This window comes from Pseudomonas sp. GW821-FHT01D09, from assembly GCF_059422465.1.
The window spans coordinates 108,067-127,274 of the sequence record NZ_JBWKWY010000001.1 but is presented as its reverse complement, the minus strand read 5'-3'; the positions used below and the strand labels follow the sequence as shown (position 1 = coordinate 127,274).

Annotated in this window: 16 protein-coding genes and 1 pseudogene; 6 read left to right on the top strand and 11 right to left on the bottom strand. The window is 56.5% G+C overall.

The features are described 5' to 3' along the window. Positions 1-81: 81 nt before the first annotated feature. Both AC07W7_RS00625 and AC07W7_RS00620 read right to left on the bottom strand, forming a co-directional pair. On the bottom strand, positions 82-1,494 hold the full coding sequence (locus AC07W7_RS00625; protein ID WP_495038401.1) for a purine-cytosine permease family protein: 1,413 nt from the start codon (positions 1,492-1,494) through the stop codon (positions 82-84). 37 nt (positions 1,495-1,531) lie between these two features. Continuing rightward, on the bottom strand, positions 1,532-2,602 hold the full coding sequence (locus tag AC07W7_RS00620) for a porin (protein WP_083743111.1): 1,071 nt from the start codon (positions 2,600-2,602) through the stop codon (positions 1,532-1,534). A gap of 277 nt (positions 2,603-2,879) precedes the next feature. Between AC07W7_RS00620 and AC07W7_RS00615 the strand changes: the two genes are divergently transcribed. The 3 genes from AC07W7_RS00615 to AC07W7_RS00605 all read left to right on the top strand — a co-directional run bounded on the left by AC07W7_RS00615 (position 2,880) and on the right by AC07W7_RS00605 (position 5,453). Beyond that, positions 2,880-3,917, top strand: coding sequence for an AraC family transcriptional regulator (locus AC07W7_RS00615; protein WP_495038400.1), 1,038 nt, complete (start codon positions 2,880-2,882; stop codon positions 3,915-3,917). Between the two features lie 5 nt (positions 3,918-3,922). Further along, positions 3,923-4,837, top strand: coding sequence for a LysR family transcriptional regulator (locus AC07W7_RS00610; RefSeq protein ID WP_099168923.1), 915 nt, complete (start codon positions 3,923-3,925; stop codon positions 4,835-4,837). A 160-nt stretch (positions 4,838-4,997) separates the two neighbouring features. Next, positions 4,998-5,453, top strand: a complete 456-nt coding sequence (locus AC07W7_RS00605; RefSeq protein ID WP_099168924.1) for a YybH family protein — start codon at positions 4,998-5,000, stop codon at positions 5,451-5,453. Between the two features lie 55 nt (positions 5,454-5,508). Here the strand turns inward: AC07W7_RS00605 and AC07W7_RS00600 are convergent, their stop codons facing one another. From AC07W7_RS00600 to gtdA, 5 genes are all read right to left on the bottom strand, one after another. Next, entirely contained in the window at positions 5,509-6,759 is a 1,251-nt protein-coding gene (locus AC07W7_RS00600) for an MFS transporter (RefSeq protein ID WP_495038399.1), read from the bottom strand. Between the two features lie 128 nt (positions 6,760-6,887). After that, positions 6,888-7,829, bottom strand: coding sequence for an AraC family transcriptional regulator (locus AC07W7_RS00595; RefSeq protein ID WP_495038398.1), 942 nt, complete (start codon positions 7,827-7,829; stop codon positions 6,888-6,890). 69 nt (positions 7,830-7,898) lie between these two features. After that, on the bottom strand, positions 7,899-8,540 hold the full coding sequence (gene maiA / locus AC07W7_RS00590; RefSeq protein ID WP_076964643.1) for a maleylacetoacetate isomerase: 642 nt from the start codon (positions 8,538-8,540) through the stop codon (positions 7,899-7,901). Between the two features lie 37 nt (positions 8,541-8,577). Then, positions 8,578-9,276, bottom strand: coding sequence for a fumarylacetoacetate hydrolase family protein (locus AC07W7_RS00585; protein ID WP_495038397.1), 699 nt, complete (start codon positions 9,274-9,276; stop codon positions 8,578-8,580). A 16-nt stretch (positions 9,277-9,292) separates the two neighbouring features. Beyond that, positions 9,293-10,342 (bottom strand): gentisate 1,2-dioxygenase, encoded by a 1,050-nt coding sequence (gene gtdA / locus AC07W7_RS00580; protein WP_076964641.1) that lies wholly within the window; start codon positions 10,340-10,342, stop codon positions 9,293-9,295. Positions 10,343-10,481: 139 nt separating this feature from the next. On the opposite strand from gtdA, the gene AC07W7_RS00575 reads away from it, so the two are divergent. Together AC07W7_RS00575 and AC07W7_RS00570 are read left to right on the top strand one after the other, a co-directional pair. Beyond that, positions 10,482-11,411, top strand: coding sequence for a LysR substrate-binding domain-containing protein (locus tag AC07W7_RS00575; protein WP_099168940.1), 930 nt, complete (start codon positions 10,482-10,484; stop codon positions 11,409-11,411). Positions 11,412-11,498: 87 nt separating this feature from the next. Next, a complete protein-coding gene (locus AC07W7_RS00570) occupies positions 11,499-12,983 on the top strand; it encodes an aldehyde dehydrogenase family protein (RefSeq protein WP_495038396.1) in 1,485 nt (494 codons plus the stop codon). A gap of 54 nt (positions 12,984-13,037) precedes the next feature. Here the strand turns inward: AC07W7_RS00570 and AC07W7_RS00565 are convergent, their stop codons facing one another. The 3 genes from AC07W7_RS00565 to AC07W7_RS00555 all read right to left on the bottom strand — a co-directional run bounded on the left by AC07W7_RS00565 (position 13,038) and on the right by AC07W7_RS00555 (position 17,540). After that, positions 13,038-14,165: an NAD(P)-dependent alcohol dehydrogenase gene (locus tag AC07W7_RS00565; RefSeq protein WP_076964639.1), complete on the bottom strand. Its 1,128-nt coding sequence runs from the start codon at positions 14,163-14,165 to the stop codon at positions 13,038-13,040. 178 nt (positions 14,166-14,343) lie between these two features. Continuing rightward, entirely contained in the window at positions 14,344-15,444 is a 1,101-nt protein-coding gene (locus tag AC07W7_RS00560; RefSeq protein WP_076964638.1) for an alkene reductase, read from the bottom strand. 710 nt (positions 15,445-16,154) lie between these two features. Continuing rightward, the gene (locus tag AC07W7_RS00555) at positions 16,155-17,540 is read right to left on the bottom strand and encodes a formylglycine-generating enzyme family protein (protein ID WP_495038395.1); all 1,386 of its coding nucleotides are present in this window, start codon (positions 17,538-17,540) and stop codon (positions 16,155-16,157) included. 777 nt (positions 17,541-18,317) lie between these two features. On the opposite strand from AC07W7_RS00555, the pseudogene AC07W7_RS00550 reads away from it, so the two are divergent. Then, positions 18,318-18,458: pseudogene (locus AC07W7_RS00550) on the top strand (IS5/IS1182 family transposase); the annotation flags it as partial. Between the two features lie 217 nt (positions 18,459-18,675). On the opposite strand, the gene def reads toward AC07W7_RS00550, so the two are convergent. After that, entirely contained in the window at positions 18,676-19,185 is a 510-nt protein-coding gene (gene def, locus AC07W7_RS00545; RefSeq protein ID WP_495038394.1) for a peptide deformylase, read from the bottom strand. Positions 19,186-19,208 lie beyond the last annotated feature (23 nt).

Sequence of the window (19,208 nt, the reverse complement as noted above, 5' to 3'; positions counted from 1 at the left end):
AAAGCCGGCGAGCGCCTATCCAGGCCTCGCTCTGGCTATCCGGTGAATGCTGGTTTTACGGTTCGACGCCCATTGCCTTGATTAACCGCGTCGCACTTGAGCGTCAATCACGGGTTTGCCGCTCATCAGCATGCTGAGTAGCGGGTACAGCAAAAAGGACGAGAGCAGCGAGGTCACAAACTCAATCGGCATCCAGGCCTTGAACCCATAGCGCGCCAGGACAAAACCGACCACGACGGTAATAAGCCCCGGCCAATTGAACTCAACGACACCGGCCTGCAGGCGCCGGGGCGCGACCCAGAAATAGTCAGCGATGATGATGCCGGCGAAACCGGTGGTCAGCACCCCGAGCACGGTAATAAAACCATTGACCCAGTCGAGGATCGAGCCGACCAGCATCAGGCATGCCAGGACATTGGACAGGATGACAAAGGTCAAGCGCCCAGGCCGCCAGCCGATCGTCACGTCAAACAAGTTGGTCAGGGATAGTGAGGAGCTGTAGGTATTGAGCACCTGGGCTTTTCCCTGGGCCAGAAACAGCAGCACGGCCCCCAGCGAGCCTCCGAACACAATAAACGCCGCGGCAACGCTGTCGGGGCTTTGCAACACGGTCTGGACCGCATCGGCATGGGACACGCCTCGCGATACGTAGTAGCTGACCAATTGCTCGGTGCCGGCGTACATTAGAATCGCCCCCACCAGGAGCATGACGATATCCATAAACAGATTGCCAAAAAAGGCGGCAATCAATACATCCTTGGAAGAGCGGGCATAACGCCCCAAATCCCCATCAATCAAGGCCAGCGCACCGGCAGAGCCGATCAGGACATTGACGCAAAAGCCAAACTTGCCCCATGGCGTATCCGCCCCCATCTTCACCAGCACTTCCTCGGGGAATTGCGCGCCGAAACTCACGACATCGCTCCAGTTCTGGCCCGATGAATGGATCACGTCAAACAGCATGTAGCCCAGCAGTAATAAAAATGCGATCAGGGTATAGGACGCGACTTTAGAGACCAGTTCAAATCCGAAAGCCGTCAGCAAGACCCACACCGCCGTCATGATTGCGTAGACAAGCACTTGCAACCCCAGCGTGTCATCCAGGTCCAGCCAGAAAATCAGCCCCTTATAAAGCAAGGCATTTTCCAGCGCGATAAACCCGATGATCATGAACCCGAACGTCAAGGCCACGACGGCGGACCCTCGTCGGCCAAAACCATGCTGGCGCGCCAACATAGAGCTGGCCAAGCCCGTTTTATAGGCAACGTGGCCCACCCCCCACCCCAGCAGGGCCCCTACGACCGTCACCAACAGCCCGGCCATAACCCCCATCCAGATGCCCGCAACAAAAGTCACCAGCGCCCCGATGAATATCTGTATCAATGTCGTCACGATACCGGTGGTACTCCAGGACAACTGCAGCCAGCCATGCCGGGAATCTTCGGGCACGGGGCTCAGGGAGTGATCATCGGTCGTGGATTGAGTAGCGGCCATAAAACTTCCTCATGAGATGTCTTTAAAATCAGACTTATTATTCGTAGTAGAACCGGGCACCCACATGCAGCACACTTTGTTCGCGGTCGGTGGAAACACCGTAGGCGCCAGAGATATAGGCACTTTGATCATCGCCTCCGGTGATTTGATACACCGCAGACACATAGGCATCCCAGTTCTTGTTAAATCGATAGTCGTAGGTGACACCCACTTGGTTAGCCATGTTTTTATTGAGCCTGGCATTGCCCTTCAAGTACATGTAGTTGGCATATAATGAAGAGTTGGTGGTAACCGGCACGAGCGCGCCAATTGCGTAAGAGTCGATGACTCCACGGCTATAGGTGTTTTCTGTGCGGGTATACAACACGTCGCCGATGAACGAAGAAAAGTCGTAGGCGGCGCCGACGCCGTAGTTCCGGATACCGTCACGCCCCTTATTGATGGCTCGATGACGCGAGTCGGTATAGGCCGCCATGACCCGAAGCGGGGACTGGATATACTTGACGCTGTAACTGCGGGTTTTCCCGTAGCGGATATCACTGCCCGGGTCTCCATCGCCATGCATCACGCCGAAACTGAAGCCGTTGAAATCCGGGCTGAGGTACTTGACGGCCCGGTCCGTGGGGAACCCCGCAGCCACCCGGTTATAGTCAATCGAGCCGGTGGGCAGCCCGAGATTAAAAAAGGGTCCCGCTTGAAGTTGCAGCAGCGGCACGTTACGCAGCTTCTCGCCCCAGCGGTCAACCGCCAGGGTCTCAAACATGAAATCCCATTGCTTGCCCACGGTGACCTGACCGAAGTCAGAGTCTATGCCCGCAAACATCTGTCGAGAAAAAGTCCCGTCTCCGGTTATTTTCAGATCCTGCAAAGAATAGCCTGACTCAAGCTTCATGACCCCCGCATAGCCGTTGCCAAACTCCTTTCTGGCCTTGAGGCCAATAAAGTTAGGGGACAGTCGTCCCTCCTGATAATGATATTGCTGTTCGCCATTGATATTACTGGTCGAACTCCAACCGATGTCGGTCAGTACATAGGGTTTAAAAAAATCATCTGCAACGCTTTGACCACACACCACGAACAGTAACGACACGCATCCGACATATCTCATGTTTCGCCCCTGCTTTTTTATTGTTTTTTGAGCATTTTTATTTTAAACAGCCCGTACTACCCGGCTGCTTGGGGGGCATTAAAATCGACTATGCCGAGCCGTCGCTATCCCGGCAATTAAATGTTTTTATCCATCCCGTATGCATAAAAACAACGGAATCCAGAAACAAGAACCGATTATCCTGATAGTGCAGCTTTTTAAGGAGTTTTCAACTTTGCCGCGTGGCTGACATGTTAAAAACCCTGTGTTTATACGCGCACGCCAAGGGTCATTTACGATGAGCTCATTAAAGCCACAGGCCGGCACCCCCAACCACCAGGTGACTCACATTGACCTCTGTGATTCAGAGGTAGCCCAGTCGTGGACGACGACCGTGTACGGGCCACATAGCCTGAATGTACATTCGCCAAAAAGAATACACTTCAGGCACACCTCCCGCTTATTACAGGCGGTGAGCGTCGGCTACATCGAATACGGTACAGACGTGACTATCAGCGTCGACGCACACGACCCCCTGGAAAGCTATAGCATTGAACTGCCCATTCACGGCCATCAGCGGTGGGAAAGCGCGCATCAGAGCATTTTGTCCGATCAGCACAACGGGTTGATCCTCTCGCCTAATATTGGCCAGAAACTCTACATCTCCAACGACTGCAAAAAAATCCAGGTCGTGATTCCAGGCGCATTAATGCGAGCGAGCCTGGAAAGCCTTCTCCATAGACCGATCAAGGAAGACCTGCGGTTTATCCCGGACATGAACAATGTCAGCGGCCCATCAGCCGGCTGGTGGAGAATGGCCAGGCACTTTACCGATGAGGCCTGCCGCGCCGATAGTTGCCTGGTACACCAGGGGCTGGCCAGTGAAATAGAGTCCGTCCTGGTCAAAGGGCTGATCCTGGCGCAGCCCAATAATTACTCAAGCGCACTGGACAAGGTCTTTAATGCAAACCTGCCCAACTTTCTCCAACGGGCACTCAACTTTATCCACCGTCACGCCAAGGAAGAGATCAAACTCAATGCCATCGTCGCGAGCAGTGGCGTCTCCCGACTCACGTTGTTCAACGGTTTCAAAAAACATATCGGCGTGCCTCCGATGTTCTATATCCGCCGCTACCGCCTTGAAGAAATCAGAAAGGCCATTATGCGCGATCGCGCCAACTCACAGATATCGGGGATCGCCATGGACTGGGGCTACACTCACCTGGGGCGTTTTGCTTCAGACTACCGCAAGTTTTTTGGTGAATGCCCAAGCCATACGGCCAAGCGTCGAAAGTCAGAAAACCTCAGCACAACCCTCACTCATCGGCCAACCTGAGCACCATGGATAAACTCACCGCAATGGCGACATTCGTCAAAGTCGTTCAAACCGGCAGCTTCACGCGTGCCGCCGTGGCGCTAGGCCTGCCCAACGCGCGGATCTCCCAACGGATCACTGACCTTGAACGCGTGCTGGGCGTACGCTTGCTCAACCGCACGACCCGGGCGCAAAGCCTCACCGAAGACGGGCACATCTACTTTGGAAAATGCCTGGTTATCCTGGAGGCGATCGAAGAACTTGAAGGCTCGCTCAGTACAGACCCCGCGCACTTTTCAGGAAAAGTACGTGTCGAGACCCTGAGGTCCGTTGCCCACTGGATTATCGCGCCACGCCTGGAAGCGTTTTATCAGCGCCACCCGAATATTGCCCTGAGCCTGAGAAGCAGTGACCGTATAAGTAATCTGGCGGAAGAAGGCATCGACTGTGCCATACGGGGCGGGCACCTGGAGGATTCCGAAATGGTGGCAAGGCATGTGTGCGACGTGAAGCTGGGCCTGTATGCAGCGCCACAGTACCTTGAGGAATATGGCCCTATCGCCACCGCTGAAGACTTGGCCAATACCCGCAAGATCAGTTGGTTCAATGCCAAGGGGACATGGCGTTTATTGTCGAAAAAAGATGCCATGGACGTCAAAGCCCGCGAATGCATGCAGTTTGACGATCCAGAGATAGCGATCCAAAGCTGCCTTGCCGGGAGTGGTGTCTGCCCTGGAGCCCCTTTTGCGGTTCAATCTTATGTGCAGGCTGGAACGCTTGTCCCCATTCTTGCACAGTGGCATTTCACACCACGGCCAATTCACATTGTCTATCCGACAAAAAAGCACCTTTCCACCCGGGTGCGCAACTTCGCAGAGTGGGCCTTTGAAGTCATGCAGTCAGACCAGGGTTTGCACCTGGCCCCACAAGACCTGGCCTGAGGCCTGTGCTCGAGTCCTCTTTAAAGCAGGCATAGTGCCTGCTTGGTTATTAAGCAATATTTAAAATAGCCTTCACTAAACCGCTGTTTTTCACGGTTCAAAAAAACTTCACACTCTTCAGTGCCACTTGAAAAATCATCAAACGGTATTGGAGATTAAAATGACAAACCTAAAAAATATAACCCTTGCCTTATTAACACTCTCATTCGCCGGCTTTTCCTATGCGCAGGCGCTCCCGCAAACCCCACTCCAAGTTGCACAGGCCTTTGAAAAGGACTTCAACGCGAATAACTTGAACGGTTTGATGCGTTTGTACGGTCCCCATTCGATATTTGTCCCGTCTCCCGGTGTAAGCCTCAATACCCCGGAACAGATCCGTGGAGCGCTCACACAATTCATGGCGCCGAAAGTGCCGATCAAAATGGTCGTTCGGCAGATTTATCAAAATAAGGAAACCGCCCTTATCATTTCCGACTGGTCGATAAAAGGCACGGACCCGCAAGGCAATCCCGTGGATCTTTCCGGGACCGGCGCTGATATCGCCGCCAAACGTCCTGACGGGAGCTGGGGCTACGCCATTGACAACCCCTTCGGCGTTGCCCCCAAGTCGCCCTGAGACGCGACACGGGCGGACTGTTGAGCCACGTCAAACAGTCCGCCCCACTCCCTTACTAAGAAACCACCTGAGGCAGGCCATGGACTTTTGAAGGCGCGGTTTCCCTGAACAACCCCATCACCAGCAAGCCAGCCACTGCCCCACCCAGCGACAGATACAAGGTGTACTCGATGCCGTAATGCAAGGCGATGTAACCCGCAATCGCCGGCGCCACCCCACCTCCAAACACTTCCCCGATCCCCACCACCAGCCCGGTCGCAGTCGAGGTCAGCGCCGCCGGCACCGACTCGCTGGTCATCGGCCCGACGATCATGCACACCACGCCGAAGTTGAAGAACATCGCCAGGAACAACAGGATAAACAGCTGCACAGGCTCGGCGCCGGTACGGGTCAACAAGCCGATACACAGTGCCGTCGCCAGGCAACACCACACGGCAACCGGCTTACGTCCGAACCGATCGGAAAGCGTCGGCATGATCACCATCCCGAAAAACCCACCCAGGCCCAGCGCCGACATGATGAAGCCCATTTGCTGCATGCCCAGGTGCAAAAGATCCGTCAAGTAATTGGGCAGCATCACCGCCACCACGCTCAACGCCATCTGCATCACCAGCATGCCGGCGATGTTGATCACTATGTTGCGGTGCTTGAGCGTATGGCTCCACTTCACACCCTCGGCCTTGACCGGTTGTACCGCGCTCGGCCGGGGCGCGAGCGCCGCCGTTTCCCGCAAGGTCCGGTACAGCAACCAGGCGACGATAAAACCTGGCAGCGCCACCACCGCAAAGACCCACCGCCAGGATGGCAAGACCAGCAATAACTGGGTCGCCAGAATCGGTGCCAGCCCCAACCCCAGGAGCGGGAAAAACGCCTGTTGGATGCCCATGTTCATCCCCAGCCTTTTCGGGTGGGAGGCTTCGCCCGTGGCGGCAATGGACGTGGGGGTAAACGCGCCCTCGGCAACCCCCATCGCGACCCGGATGAGCAACAATGCCGCCACGCCACCGGCCAATCCAGAAAAGCCGGCCAGCAGCGAGAACAGCAGCACCGCCGGAATGATCACCTTGCGTCGGCCAATACGGTCCGAGACCCGCCCCATCACTATCGAGGCCGCGCCCCAGGCGATGGCGAGCGCTGCGGAAATATTACCCAGGTCCTGATAATCCAGGCCCAGGTCCCGCATCATGGTCGGGAACAGCGGCAGAATGATAAAACGGTCCAACCCCACCAGACCAAAACCCAACGCCAATAAAAGGACCGCCTTGCACTCATAGCGCGAATCCCAGCGACTGTTCGATACGCTCATGTTCAATACCTGTTGATGTGACTGGAGGGGCCCTGAATCGAGGGACTCGAAGACAGGTCAGAAAGACGGCGGCCGTTACCGCCAGAGCACGCGCACGTGTCTGTTTGAGCCGTCGCCCGAACCGCCGATCAGTGGGTGTTGCTGGCGTTTCTCAAGGCGCGGGGCGCAATGCCGTAGCGCTCGCGAAAACGTTTGGAAAAGTTCGAGAGGTCATTGAAGCCGCAGTCGAAGGCGATCTGGGTAATGGAGCGCCCCAGATACCGCGGGTCGCAGAGCAACAGGTGACAGCGCGCCAGGCGTCGCTCCAGCAGCAGCTTGCCAAAGGTCTGATGCTGGCGGGACAACACCAGGTCCACATAGCGTCGGGAAACCCCCAGCTCCTGCGCCAGGCGCGAGGATGAAAACTGCGGATCGGAAAAATTGCGGTCCAGTGCGCTGAGCATTTGCGCGGCAAGCATCGGCATTTTTGCCTCCTTGCGCGTGGCGGCGGGCGCCAGGTGTGCCACGCATTCGCACAGCATTTTTGTGGCGGCTTCAGTCATGGTTTCAACGGCACTGGCCCGGACAGGGCCAGCGGACAGCACCAGTTCAAGCATGGCGGTTGCCGCCTGGCTGTCGGCGCTGATCTCGACAAGGGGTTCGTCCAGCATCAGCAGCGCTGCCGGGTGCAAGGCCGTAAAACGCCGCTTGGACATGCGCAAGGCAATATGCTCAAAGCAACCGTCCATGACCAGCTCATGGGGCTTGCTGCTGTCGAGTACCACCAGGCTGCCCTGCGGCAGGCCGCCGTCATGGCGGCGATGACTGAGGCCAATGTCGCCGGCCTTGACGTAGAGCATGAGCACGAAATCACTGTCGACCTGGCGCAGTTTGAACAGCGACCGGGAGGTGCAGTGGGCCGTGCCCCGCAAACGTGCGACGACGACGTCGCGACTGGAAACATGCTGGTAGAACCCACAGAAACTGTCGGTTGCACAGTAGTCCAGATTGACCAGGGTGCTGTTGACCTCATTGCTCCAATCGTGCAATTGGTGATAGTTGCATTGCGCACTGCTTGGCATGTTTTCCATGACTGATTGACCGTTGCCGTTAGGTTTAACGTCAGGTCGAGACGTGGGCCCCGACCCGTGAGTCGCCGGTCAGGCAATGTAGTCCGGTTGCTGCTCCGGGGCTGCCTGGATAAAGGCGGGATGTTCAAGGCAGTGGCGATAGATCGCCATGCTCCGTTCAAAGTGCTCCAACTCACAGCCCATGCGCAGCGCATTCGCCACCTGCGGCACCAGGCAACAGTCCGCCAGGGTAGGCTGTTCACCGAAGCAATACGGCCCCTGCCCGTGGCGTTGCAACAGGCCTTCCAGCGCCTGCATGCCCTGCTCGACCCAGTGCTGGTACCACGCTGACTTTTGCCGGTTGTCCACCCCCAGCTCACGCTGCAAGTAGCCCAGCACCCGCACGTTGTTGAGCGGGTGGATATCGCAGCCGATCAGCATCGCCACTTCCATGACCCGCGCGCGTTGCAACGGCGCCAGGGGAATCAGGCGCAAGCCTTCGCGGGTCTGGTCAAGGTACTCAATGATGGCCAGCGATTGACTGAGGGCCGTGCCATCGTCGTCAATCAACAGTGGCACCGCCCCCGACGGATTACGACTGAGGTACTGTGCCGAACGCTGTTCACCGCTGCGCAGGTTGATGCCGTGGTAGTCCACGCTCAGCCCCTTGAGGGCCAAGGCAATACGCACACGGTAGGAGGTGGAGCTGTTGAAAAAACTGTAGAGCTGCATGGGAGCCTCCAATCATTGGACGACAAAAAACCTGGGCTCAGACCACACGAACGCTGATCACCCCGAGGTGATCCACACCCCCGGTCATCAACTGGCCGGCGACCACCGGGCCGACGCCTTCAGGCGTGCCGGTCATGATCAGGTCGCCGGGTTTGAGCTCGAAGAAACGCGACAGATAGGCGATGGTTTCCGGCACCGACCAGATCAGCTTGTCGAGGCTGCTGCGTTGCTTGTCTTCACCGTCGACCTGTAACCATAAGCCGGCACTGGCGGCGCCCTGGAAACCGGCAGCCGGCGTCAACGGGCCGATGGGCGCGGACTGGTCAAAGGCTTTGCCCAACTCCCAGGGGCGTCCCATTTCGCGGGCTGTCATTTGCAGGTCGCGACGGGTCATGTCCAAACCGACGGCGAACCCCCAGACGTACTCATTGGCGTGTTCCAGGGCAATGTCCTTGCCCGCTTTGCCGATCGCCACCACCAGCTCGATCTCGTAGTGATAGTTGCTGGTTTCGGCGGGGTACGCCAATTCCAGGGTCTGCCCCGGTTGCAGCGGTACTACCGCATCCGCGGGCTTGCAGAAAAAGAACGGCGGTTCGCGGTCGGGATCAAACCCCATTTCACGCGCATGGGCCGCGTAATTGCGGCCCACGCAGTACACGCGGCGCACAGGAAACGTGTCGGCACTGCCATCAATGGCAAGGGCAGTGACGGCTTGAGGGGCAACGGCATAAGTCATGGTCGACTCCGGGGTTTCAAAGAGATTCACGGGATTCACGCAAGAGGCCCAGCGCTTGCTGCACCGGCCGATCGGAAAAACTGAACAGCACGCACTCTTGCTCGGTCTGGAAGCTGACGGCGGCCCAGCTCGGCACCACAAACGTGTCGCGGGGCTCGAAATCGAAGGGCTGGCCGGCGATCAAGACCCGGCCTTTGCCTTCGACGACGGAGTACACCGTGGCGTCGGTACTGCGGCTGGTCTGCCCACGGAAACCGCGTGGGAGGATCTGCATGAACGTCGCGATGGTCGCCATCGGCGAACCACCGGTGGCCGGGTTGACATAGCGCAGCTTCACGCCCTCCCAGGGGTCGATCTGCTCCTGGCGCAGCAAGGTGTCCAGTGCTTCGCGGCTGCGCTCGTAGGGGTATTTGAAAATCGGCGACGTGTGGGAACTGACCTGATGGCGCACCGGCAACATATTCATGCCGAAACGCGCCAGGTTGTTGCCCTCGGGGCGGCTGATGGGCTGCACCGGCTGCTCGTAGTTCTCAGCGAAGGCGGCGTCGAAAAAACGCACCAGCGGAATATCCAGGCCATCGAGCCACACCACCGGCTCCCCGCCCTCTTCCAGACTCGGGTTGCCGTGATCGTGCCAGGCCCAGGACGGCGTAATGATAAAGTCGCCCGGCGCCATGCTGGCACGCTCGCCGTCCACGGCGGTAAACGCCCCGCGCCCTTCCACCACAAACCGCAGGGCCGACTGGGTATGCCGGTGGCTGGGAGCGATTTCACCGGGCAGGATCAACTGCAAGCCGGCGTACAGGCTGGACGTGATCGCGGCCTGGCCGCGCAACGCCGGGTTTTCCAGCACCAGGACACGGCGAACGGCTTCCTCGGCAGAGATCAGCCGGCCGGCCTCCTCAAGGTATGGCCGCAATTGCGAATAGCGCCACAGCGCAGGTTGGCAGGCACCGGCCGGCGAGGCTGGAACCAGGCTATGCAGGCGCTCCCACAGGGGAAACAAGTGGTGAGCATCAATGCGTTGGTAAAACGCCTCGCGTTCGGATTTAACGTTGTTGTTCACAGGGCACCCATTCGAGCTGACCAATCGTTGTGCACCGATTATCATGGGGCCAGATATATTCTAATAATGGTATTTCTTCATTCATCCATGCCATTTATGGTATGGATAATTCCGCCACTGTTGAGACCCCGCCATGAGCATCGACTGGACCCGACGACTGCGCGTACAGCACCTGCATCTGCTGGTCAGCCTGTGCGAAACCGGCAGCATCAGTGAGGCCGCGCGCGTGACCTTCAGTACCCAGCCGGCGCTGTCCAAATGGTTGAAGGAGCTTGAGGAGTACGTTGGCGCACCGCTGTTCGAGCGCCATGCCCGTGGCCTCACGCCCACGGCCCAGGGGTGGGTGCTGCTGGGCCATGCGCGGCGCGTGCTCAGCGAAATGGATCGTGCGCAACAAAACCTGCTGGCCATGCAGGACGGAATGTCCTATCGCGTGGTGATCGGCACCTCGCCGGCATCCGCGCCCAACCTGGTTCCGGCTGCGATCATCCAGTTTCTCAAACGCCACCCCAAAGCCCAGGTGCAATTGCAGGAAGGCACCATGAACACCTTGCTCGAACGCCTGGAGCTGGGGCAGTTGGACCTGGTGGTGGGACGCCTGGACAACTACACCCCGCGCACCGCGTTGCGCAGCGAATGCCTGTATGAAGAAAGCATGCGGGTGATCTGCCGGGCAGACCATCCGCTGACCCGACTGCCCGGGCTGGGGTGGGACGATTTGCGTCAGTACGACTGGATCGTCTGGCCGGCGGGTACACCGATCCGCAGCAAACTCGACGAAGCCTTGACCCATGTGGGCCAGGGGCCGCTGCCCTATCGCATCGAGTCGTCGTCACTGGTGGGCAACCTGTGGTTGCTGCAATACAGCGACATGCTGTCGATCGCTTCGGACCGTGTGGCCGAGCACTTCACACAAAGACGCCTGATCGTGCCGCTGGCCTTTGAACTCAATGCCCAGGGCTCGCTCGGCATGTGCTGGCGCGATGAACCGCATCCCGACCCGAGCCTGCCAGACCTGCTCGAAAGCCTGCGCGTGGCGGCCACGCAACAAACCTCGGCCACTGCCTGATTGGACTAGTTTTGCTGCTCGGTGGGCCGGGTAAGCCCGGTGCCCCCTCGGGCACCCTTTGTTGTCTCACCTCCAGAGGAATACTCGATGACCACTCTCCCAGGCAACGCCACCCAACAGGTCGTAGCACGGCATTGGATCAACGGCCAATGGCACGACAGCGAACAACACGGGCAAAGCATCGACCCGGCCACCGGTCATGAAATCGGGCGCTATGCCAAGGGCATGGCAGGCGAAGCTGCGGCTGCGGTCGCCGCCGCGCACCGGGCCTTCTTGACCACGGACTGGAAAAGCAACCGCGAGCTGCGCGCCCGTGTGCTCCACGAAATGGCCGAGCGCTTTGAAGCCCGCGCCGCCGACTTGCAGGCACTGCTGAGCCTGGAAAACGGCAAAGTGGCGGGCGAAGCAATGTTTGAGATTTCCCTCGCCGCGCCCGGCCTGCGCTACTGTGCCGGGCTGATTTTCAGCGATTATGGGCGCGCGGCCCAATGGAGTGCCGGGCGGTTTTCCATGGTCCTGCGCGAGCCCCTGGGTGTGGCCGGGATCAGCGTGCCATGGAACTCACCCGTGGCGCTGATGGTACGCTCCCTGGCGCCGGCATTGGCGGCAGGCTGCACCACCGTCATCAAGATGCCGAGCCAGACAGCCCAGACCAACGCGCTGCTCGCCCAGATCCTGAGCGAAGTGAAGAGCCTGCCGCCTGGGGTGGTGAATATGGTCACCGGTGAGTTTGAAGTGCTGGATTACCTGGTGCGCTCACCGGATGTACCGACCATCAGCTTCACGGGCAGCACCAGCACCGGTCGCGCCATCAGCGCCAGCGGCGCCCCCCTGCTCAAGCGTTTCGGCCTGGAGCTGGGGGGCAAGACGCCCATTGTCGTGTTCAACGATGCCGACCTGGACGCCGCGCTGCCAAAAATCGAGAAAGCACTGACCGTGTTCGCCGGTCAATTCTGCATGACCGGCAGCCGCCTGCTGGTACAAGCCGGGATCGTCGACCAGGTGCGCGAGCGTTTGGCCCAGCGCCTGCGCCAGGTCAAGGCGGGGCCTGCAGCAGACCCGAGCAGCGACATGGGCCCACTGATCGACAAGAACAGCGTCGCACGCGTTGAGGCAATGGTGATCGAAGCCATCGACAAGGGGGCCAACGTGATTGTGCGCGGAGGCCCGATCACCGAGGGGCCATTGGCCAAGGGCGCGTTTTACCAGCCTGCCTTGCTGGAAATCAGCGACCCCAAGGCCGATATCGTACAACGCGAGATCTTTGGCCCGGTGTTGACCCTGCAAGTGTTCGACACCGAAGCCCAGGCGGTGGCGCTGGCCAACGACAGTGAATACGGGCTCGCGGCCAGTGTCTGGACCCGTGACGGTGACCGTGCGCTTCGCATGGCCGCCGCTATCGAGGCCGGTACCGTGTGGATCAATGACTGGGCCGCCATGCGCGACGAATTCGAGGAAGGCGGCTACAAGCAAAGCGGTCGTGGCCGGTTGCGTGGTGTCGCGCAGTTGGAAGACTTCCTGGAGTACAAGCATGTGGTGCTACAGCCGGGGGTGATCGACCCGCTGGGCTGAAGACTGCCAGCGACATGGCCGCCTCCCCGGCGGCCATGTCGCATGCGCCTGTACTCAGTCCATCAGCAACACCGGCTTGATCACCGCGCCGGACTTCATATCGGCGATTGCCGTCTCGATCTCTTCAAGCCGGTAGTGGCGGATCAGGCGGTCAATCGGGAATAGCCCGTCGCGATACAACTGCACCAATTGCGGGATGAATTTCTTCGGTTTGCTGTCCCCTTGCAGAATACCGCGCACCGTCCGCCCAAACAGCAGATGGGTCATGTCCAGGCTGGCCTCAGTGCCCAGTTTGGAGCCCCCGATCAGGCCGCAGATACCGCGGGCCTGCAACATCTGGAAGGCCGAGCGCAGCACTTGGGGGTGACCGGTGGTGTCCAGTGCATAGTTGACCCCGTCCGGGCACAGTTCCAGCACCGACGCCAGCGCATCCACCTGGGACGAATCAAAGACATGCGTCGCGCCCAGCGTCTTGGCCAATGCGAGCCGCTGCGGCACCTGGTCGATCACCACGATCGGATAGCACCGCGCAACCGCCGCCGCCATCACCGCCGCCAGCCCGACATTGCCGGCTCCCGTGATGACCAGGGATGAGCCGACGTCCGGCTTCAAGGTATTGAGAATAGCCCCGGCCCCGGTCTGGAAACCACAGCCCAGCGGTGCGAGGGTTTTCAGGTCAACGTCCTTGTCGACCACCACCACGTTGGCCTCGGTGGCAATTGCATGGGTCGCCAGCGCGGACTGGTTGAAAAACGCACCGTTGATGCGTTCCTCCTTGCCCGACGGCAAGCGTTTCAACAGCGGCGCTGGCACATCCCAGGCGGTCCCGGAGTAACGCATGCCAGAGAAATTCATCTGCATATGGTGATGACAATAGGCGACGGCGCCGTCCAGGCAACTGGGGCATGTGCCACAGGCCGAAAACGACATCAAGACATGATCACCCGGCTTGACCGTCTTGACACCGGGCCCTACGGCCTCAACGACACCGGCGCCCTCATGGCCCAAGACCACCGGCAACGGCGTGGGGTAAAACTGGTCGCGGATGATCACGTCAGTGTGGCAGATCCCGCAGGCCACGATCTTCACCAGTACTTCGCCGGCCCCGGGCGCTTCAAGCTCCAGGTCTTCGATCAAAAAGGGGCCGCCGGCTTCGCGAACAACTGCTGCCTTGATATGCATGGGTTTTCCTCGGGTACGTGCGTTAGAAACGGCGCGCCCCACGGATGCTGACAGGGGCACGTTAAAAGATCCGTCTACTTTTACAACGCCAGCCAGAGGATGGCTTCGCTAGGCCGGCAATATGACTTGTCCAGGCAGGCACGCTGCAGCGAGTGCATGCGCGCCCCATCGACCAGGGTCAAGCAGGCGAGTAAACCGGATAATCGGTGTAGCCCTTGGCATCGCCGCCGTAAAACAGCGCCGGATTTGCTTCAGCAAGAGGCGCGGCCTGGCGGATACGTTCCACCAGGTCTGGATTGGCAATAAACGGACGCCCCATGGCAATGGCATCTACCAGGCCTTCGGCGAGCAGGGCTTCTCCACGTTCGGCATCGTAGTTGCCGCAAACGATCAAGGTCTTTTGAAAGGCCGATCGCAAACGCTGGCGAAAACCCTCGGGGTAAGCCGGGCCGCCAGTCCACTCCCATTCCGCCAGGTGCAGGTAGGCAATGTCGCGCTGATCAAGAGCATGCGCCAAAAATAATGCCATCGCTTCGGGCTCATCGTCTTGAATGTCACTGATCGTTCCCCACGGCGATAAGCGCACCCCTACCCGATCAGCCCCCACGACCTCAATCAACGCATCGACGGTTTCCAACAGGAAGCGGGCGCGGTTTGCCAATGAGCCGCCATATGCGTCTTGCCGCTTATTGGTGCCTGTTGCCAGAAACTGATCAAACAAATAGCCATTTGCACCGTGTACCTCGACGAGATCGAAGCCCGCAGCCACAGCGTTCCGGGCCGCCTCAACAAAGCTTTGCTTGACCGACGCCATGTCATCAAGCGTCATCTCCCGGGGTTTCTCGGCAGGCGCCATCAGGCCCGAGCCCTTGCCGTCCGAGATAAAAACCTGGGCCTGGGCCTGGATGGCGGACGGTGCAACCGGCGCGCTCCCCTGGGCCTGCAACGAGGCATGGGACATGCGGCCCACATGCCAGAGTTGTGCCGCAATCAAGCCGCCGGCCTCGTGTACGGCGTGGGTTACCTGTTTCCAGCCAGCCACCTGCTCGCTTGAGTAAATACCGGGTGTATAGGCATAGCCCTGGCCCTGGCGGGAAACCTGTGTGCCTTCGGTAATGATCAATCCGGCACTGCCACGCTGGGCATAGTAAAGGGCGTTCAACGCGGTGGGTGCATCACTGCCATGCTTGGCCCGCGAGCGTGTCATAGGCGCCATGACAACACGGTTTTTCAGCTCAACACGCCCCATTTTCAACGGGGAAAGCAGACGATTTTTCATGGCCTTGTCCTCGGTCCAGAGTTGTCTTCAGATAAAATCAACTTACTTAGTGATCATTACAAAACAAAATACTCGAAGCAAGCCTCCGTTTTTTGATCACCCACAAATGACTTCACCCAAGCAACGCAGGTAGAAGGCGTAATCGACGCCAACCCCAAACCCGCCGCCAGCCCGCAGACTGAACTTAAAAGAATGACCAACCACGATGTTGGCTCAAGAGGCACTAATTAGGTTGTTGAAAAAGACCGAACCGAATTGGATTCTGGCAAACGCCCCGTCATGTTCTTCAATGTCAGCGGAAGACCGAGCCAATGCGTGGATCCGATCTCAGGGTGCGGACAAAAGCTACAACCAGAATTTTTTTGTCCAGATGGCGCGTGAGCTGCAGGGCTTTTCGGTGCACAACTTGATCCGTTTGGGGAGCTTGTCAGGCTGGTGGGGTGGGTCGCATGTTTAGGCGAGGTGCGCCTAGAAATCGCCCCTAGGTGAATATTTGCGCTGGAACTGGCAAAACACCCGCTGACTGAGGCGGGATAAAGGGCAGCGCCAAGCCTGAGCGGCTGAAAAATCTCAAGCTTGGCGGGTTGGGGGAGCTAGGAATGAATTTTTCAACGGCCTGTTAAGCATAGGCCGTGCGCCCCGTAGTTCACGAATAACCAATTAAAAGGTGACCCGAACGGTTGAGAAAAAGGCATCCAGTAGCTTGATAACTAAATATCTCTGGCCAATCGGAAACCCCACATAAAAGCACGGGCCTGCGAAGAGAAATAGGCATTCCGATAGGCAATCCTGACGTTTACCGTATTATACGCCCATGCCCCTCCTCTCAATACGCCAAAGTGACACAACCCGTTATTCTCTTTCCCCCAAACTGAACCATCAGTCGGTGCATTGCTATAACTATAGTGCCAGCAATCGTCAACCCACTCCCTAGCATTCGCCAATATATCGTAGATACCAAAATTATTCGGCTTGAATGATGCGACCGGCGCAGTAGAAATCTGCTTATCGCTACACATAAACTTACTGAATCCATATTTATAATATTCATCCGTGGTCAAATCGTAAACGTTGGCATAACCACATGCCTCGTCTCGATTATTACCCCAAAAGAAGGTTGTCTGAGTCCCTGCTCGTGCGGCATATTCCCACTCAGCCTCCGTTGGAAGACGATATTTATGCCCCGTTTTTTTCGATAGCCATTCAGCATATGCGCGGCCATCTTCACGACGAACACAAACTACGGGCTCATTTTCTCCTTGTTTAAACCCAGTATTTTTATAGTTAGCTTCCTTAGAGAAAAAAAGTTTAGCCAGAGCAACTTGCGGATTTGCAGGCGGGCTTAGTGAAGTACAGCCTTCTGGTAAACTGTAGCCAGTTTCATTAACGAACGTCTGAAAGCTACCCAGTGTCACCTCCGTTGAAGACAAAGCAAATGGCTTCTTTATCACCACCTTATGACGAGGAATTTCCCACGCATGTACTTTGGCATTTACCTTTTCGGCAACGGCTTCCTCCTCAGTTGCCCCCATAACGAAATCACCTGCGGGGATGACGACCATTTCCGAACAATAGCTATCCGTGCAATCTACAAACCTATCTAAAGGCTTGAGTTCCTTATTTTCTATCAGTGAAGGAGATTTATTAACATGGATTAAGTTTGGGTATTTTTCAGACACAATGACATCCTTAGCCCAGATAATAGTCGACTGCCACTCTTGCAACATTTGCTCCAATCGAGCAGGTCTTTCCAGACTTAACGAGGAGCCATCATAATCACCAGCTTGGCAACGTGACTGTAGGTATTTGACCTCTGCAGATAGGGAGTCCAACTTGTTTTTTACTTGCCCCTGCAAAAACTGATTGTAAGCAGAGCTGACAATTGATTTTTTTAGATCTTCGGCAACAGCTTTTTGGGCGTCTGACGTTTTTTGCAAAACCACCTCATATGTTGCTGAGCATTTATCAAGTGAGTCCCACCTCATAGAGTCCGCCAACGACTGCAACGAAAGTGAAACTTGGTTTTCGCTTGCATAAGCAGAATTAAAACCAACAAACAAAAAAAATGAAATTGAAAAACATTTAATACTTTTCATAAATCACTCTCCTATTTTCATTTGGGAAACTCTGATCAAATTTCGCATAATTGCAGCGAATTTAAGTTAAAGCAGTATTCAGCCCCAACCGTAAAGCAACGAATTACTGAGCTTTTCGGCACACGACTTTCTGTATTAAAAGCGTAAATATTTTTAAGACATCCCTGGCAGTCTCTTCGCCGTGAAGTCGTCTGGTGTCTCAACGAAACGTGCAGCCACTTCACATTTGCTTTATCAATCCCAGCGCTACCCCTCTCGCTTGGTGCGGGCCTACCTAAACTTTTTTCAGAAATATTTGCACAGTTGGTATCCCTCCTTCTATCCAACCATCTATCGTCACACGCCCATAGGCTGAACAGCCCATACGCCTCTGACTTTTAAACCAGTTTCAGTACTTGACTGAATCTCTTGTGCGACTTTTGTGGCCAGCTTTCGACGAATTTATAGCCGACGGCAACGAGTATTACGGGTATTTCGGGCGCAGTCAGTTGAAACTCACGTGCGACTCCGACATCATCAATGTGTTAGTCGAAATTTGGCTTTCTATTAGCTCATTAATACTTTTCATGAGTTTTCCCGTCGAATGTGATACTTCGATAACTCTATACCGCAATCACACAGAAGCGACCTCTCATACATGCTTCTAAAATCCTCTTTTTTCGACTGCAAGAAAATACTCACCCATGAGAAACTGCCTCTCGTGAACGAGAGTTTGTCACTCATAGTGAATCGCCCCGGGTTTCGTAGACACCTCTTTGCCTTAAGGAAACGCTGAAAAAGCACCAGTTTGGCTATACCAAGGTGCGCTTGCGTGGCCTTGCGAAGAACACCGCGCAGCAGGTGACGCTGTTCGCGCTATCGAACCTGTGGATGGCGCACCGACATTTGCTGACGAATGCGGGCGAGGAGCGCCTGTAATGCGGGGAACGACCACTGCGAGAGGCTCGCAGTGGCTAAAAAGCATGAAATACACGGCTAATCTGATCGTTTTTTGACTGATGCGCTGTTTTCTAAATCGCAGATGGCGAAATGACCTGAAAATATCGGGCCACTTCAGACTATCCTTAACCCGAGAGCAATTTTTTTGGTGCTTTTATTTTCCACTTATGGGGAATTGAGAGTACCAAAGAACTGATTATTTATTCTCTATAGTTTCTCGTTGATAAGGAGAGACCTCACTGGCGATATCGATATAAAGAATGCCATTCAAATGGTCGACTTCATGCTGAATAATGCGGGCATGAAAACCTTCTGCTTTGCCTTGAACCTTAAGACCATCAATATCTTGAGCCGTGTATTCGATAGTCGTGTATCGAGGCACAATACCTATTTTCCCTGGAATACTAAAACACCCCTCACGTCCTTCTGCCCATCCTTCTCCCGAGGTAATAACCGGGTTTATTAGTACAGAAGGAGGTATCAGAGGTTCGCCAGGCGCTCGCTCTTCATCCCCAGAAAACTCAAAGACAATAATTCGTGCGCTCACCCCAATTTGGGGGGCAGCCAAGCCCACTCCACGACCATCACGCATGGTTTCAAACATATCAGATACTAAGGTTCGTAGCTCATCAGTCGAAAACCTATCAACCTGAGTAGCCACTTCACGCAATAAGGGGGCATCGGGAGGAAGAAACGTTCTTATCATCAAATATCTCCTAAAAACTGCTG

Excerpts from the sequence above, each read along its gene's own strand:
- AC07W7_RS00610 (WP_099168923.1), top strand. The coding sequence starts at position 3,923 with ATGGATAAACTCACCGCAATGGCGACATTCGTCAAAGTCGTTCAAACC.
- AC07W7_RS00555 (WP_495038395.1), bottom strand. The coding sequence starts at position 17,540 with ATGAAAAGTATTAAATGTTTTTCAATTTCATTTTTTTTGTTTGTTGGT.
- AC07W7_RS00605 (WP_099168924.1), top strand. The coding sequence starts at position 4,998 with ATGACAAACCTAAAAAATATAACCCTTGCCTTATTAACACTCTCATTC.
- AC07W7_RS00565 (WP_076964639.1), bottom strand. The coding sequence starts at position 14,165 with ATGCATATCAAGGCAGCAGTTGTTCGCGAAGCCGGCGGCCCCTTTTTG.
- maiA (WP_076964643.1), bottom strand. The coding sequence starts at position 8,540 with ATGCAGCTCTACAGTTTTTTCAACAGCTCCACCTCCTACCGTGTGCGT.
- AC07W7_RS00625 (WP_495038401.1), bottom strand. The coding sequence starts at position 1,494 with ATGGCCGCTACTCAATCCACGACCGATGATCACTCCCTGAGCCCCGTG.
- AC07W7_RS00570 (WP_495038396.1), top strand. The coding sequence starts at position 11,499 with ATGACCACTCTCCCAGGCAACGCCACCCAACAGGTCGTAGCACGGCAT.
- AC07W7_RS00560 (WP_076964638.1), bottom strand. The coding sequence starts at position 15,444 with ATGAAAAATCGTCTGCTTTCCCCGTTGAAAATGGGGCGTGTTGAGCTG.
- AC07W7_RS00600 (WP_495038399.1), bottom strand. The coding sequence starts at position 6,759 with ATGAGCGTATCGAACAGTCGCTGGGATTCGCGCTATGAGTGCAAGGCG.
- AC07W7_RS00615 (WP_495038400.1), top strand. The coding sequence starts at position 2,880 with ATGAGCTCATTAAAGCCACAGGCCGGCACCCCCAACCACCAGGTGACT.
- def (WP_495038394.1), bottom strand. The coding sequence starts at position 19,185 with ATGATAAGAACGTTTCTTCCTCCCGATGCCCCCTTATTGCGTGAAGTG.
- AC07W7_RS00585 (WP_495038397.1), bottom strand. The coding sequence starts at position 9,276 with ATGACTTATGCCGTTGCCCCTCAAGCCGTCACTGCCCTTGCCATTGAT.
- AC07W7_RS00595 (WP_495038398.1), bottom strand. The coding sequence starts at position 7,829 with ATGGAAAACATGCCAAGCAGTGCGCAATGCAACTATCACCAATTGCAC.
- AC07W7_RS00620 (WP_083743111.1), bottom strand. The coding sequence starts at position 2,602 with ATGAGATATGTCGGATGCGTGTCGTTACTGTTCGTGGTGTGTGGTCAA.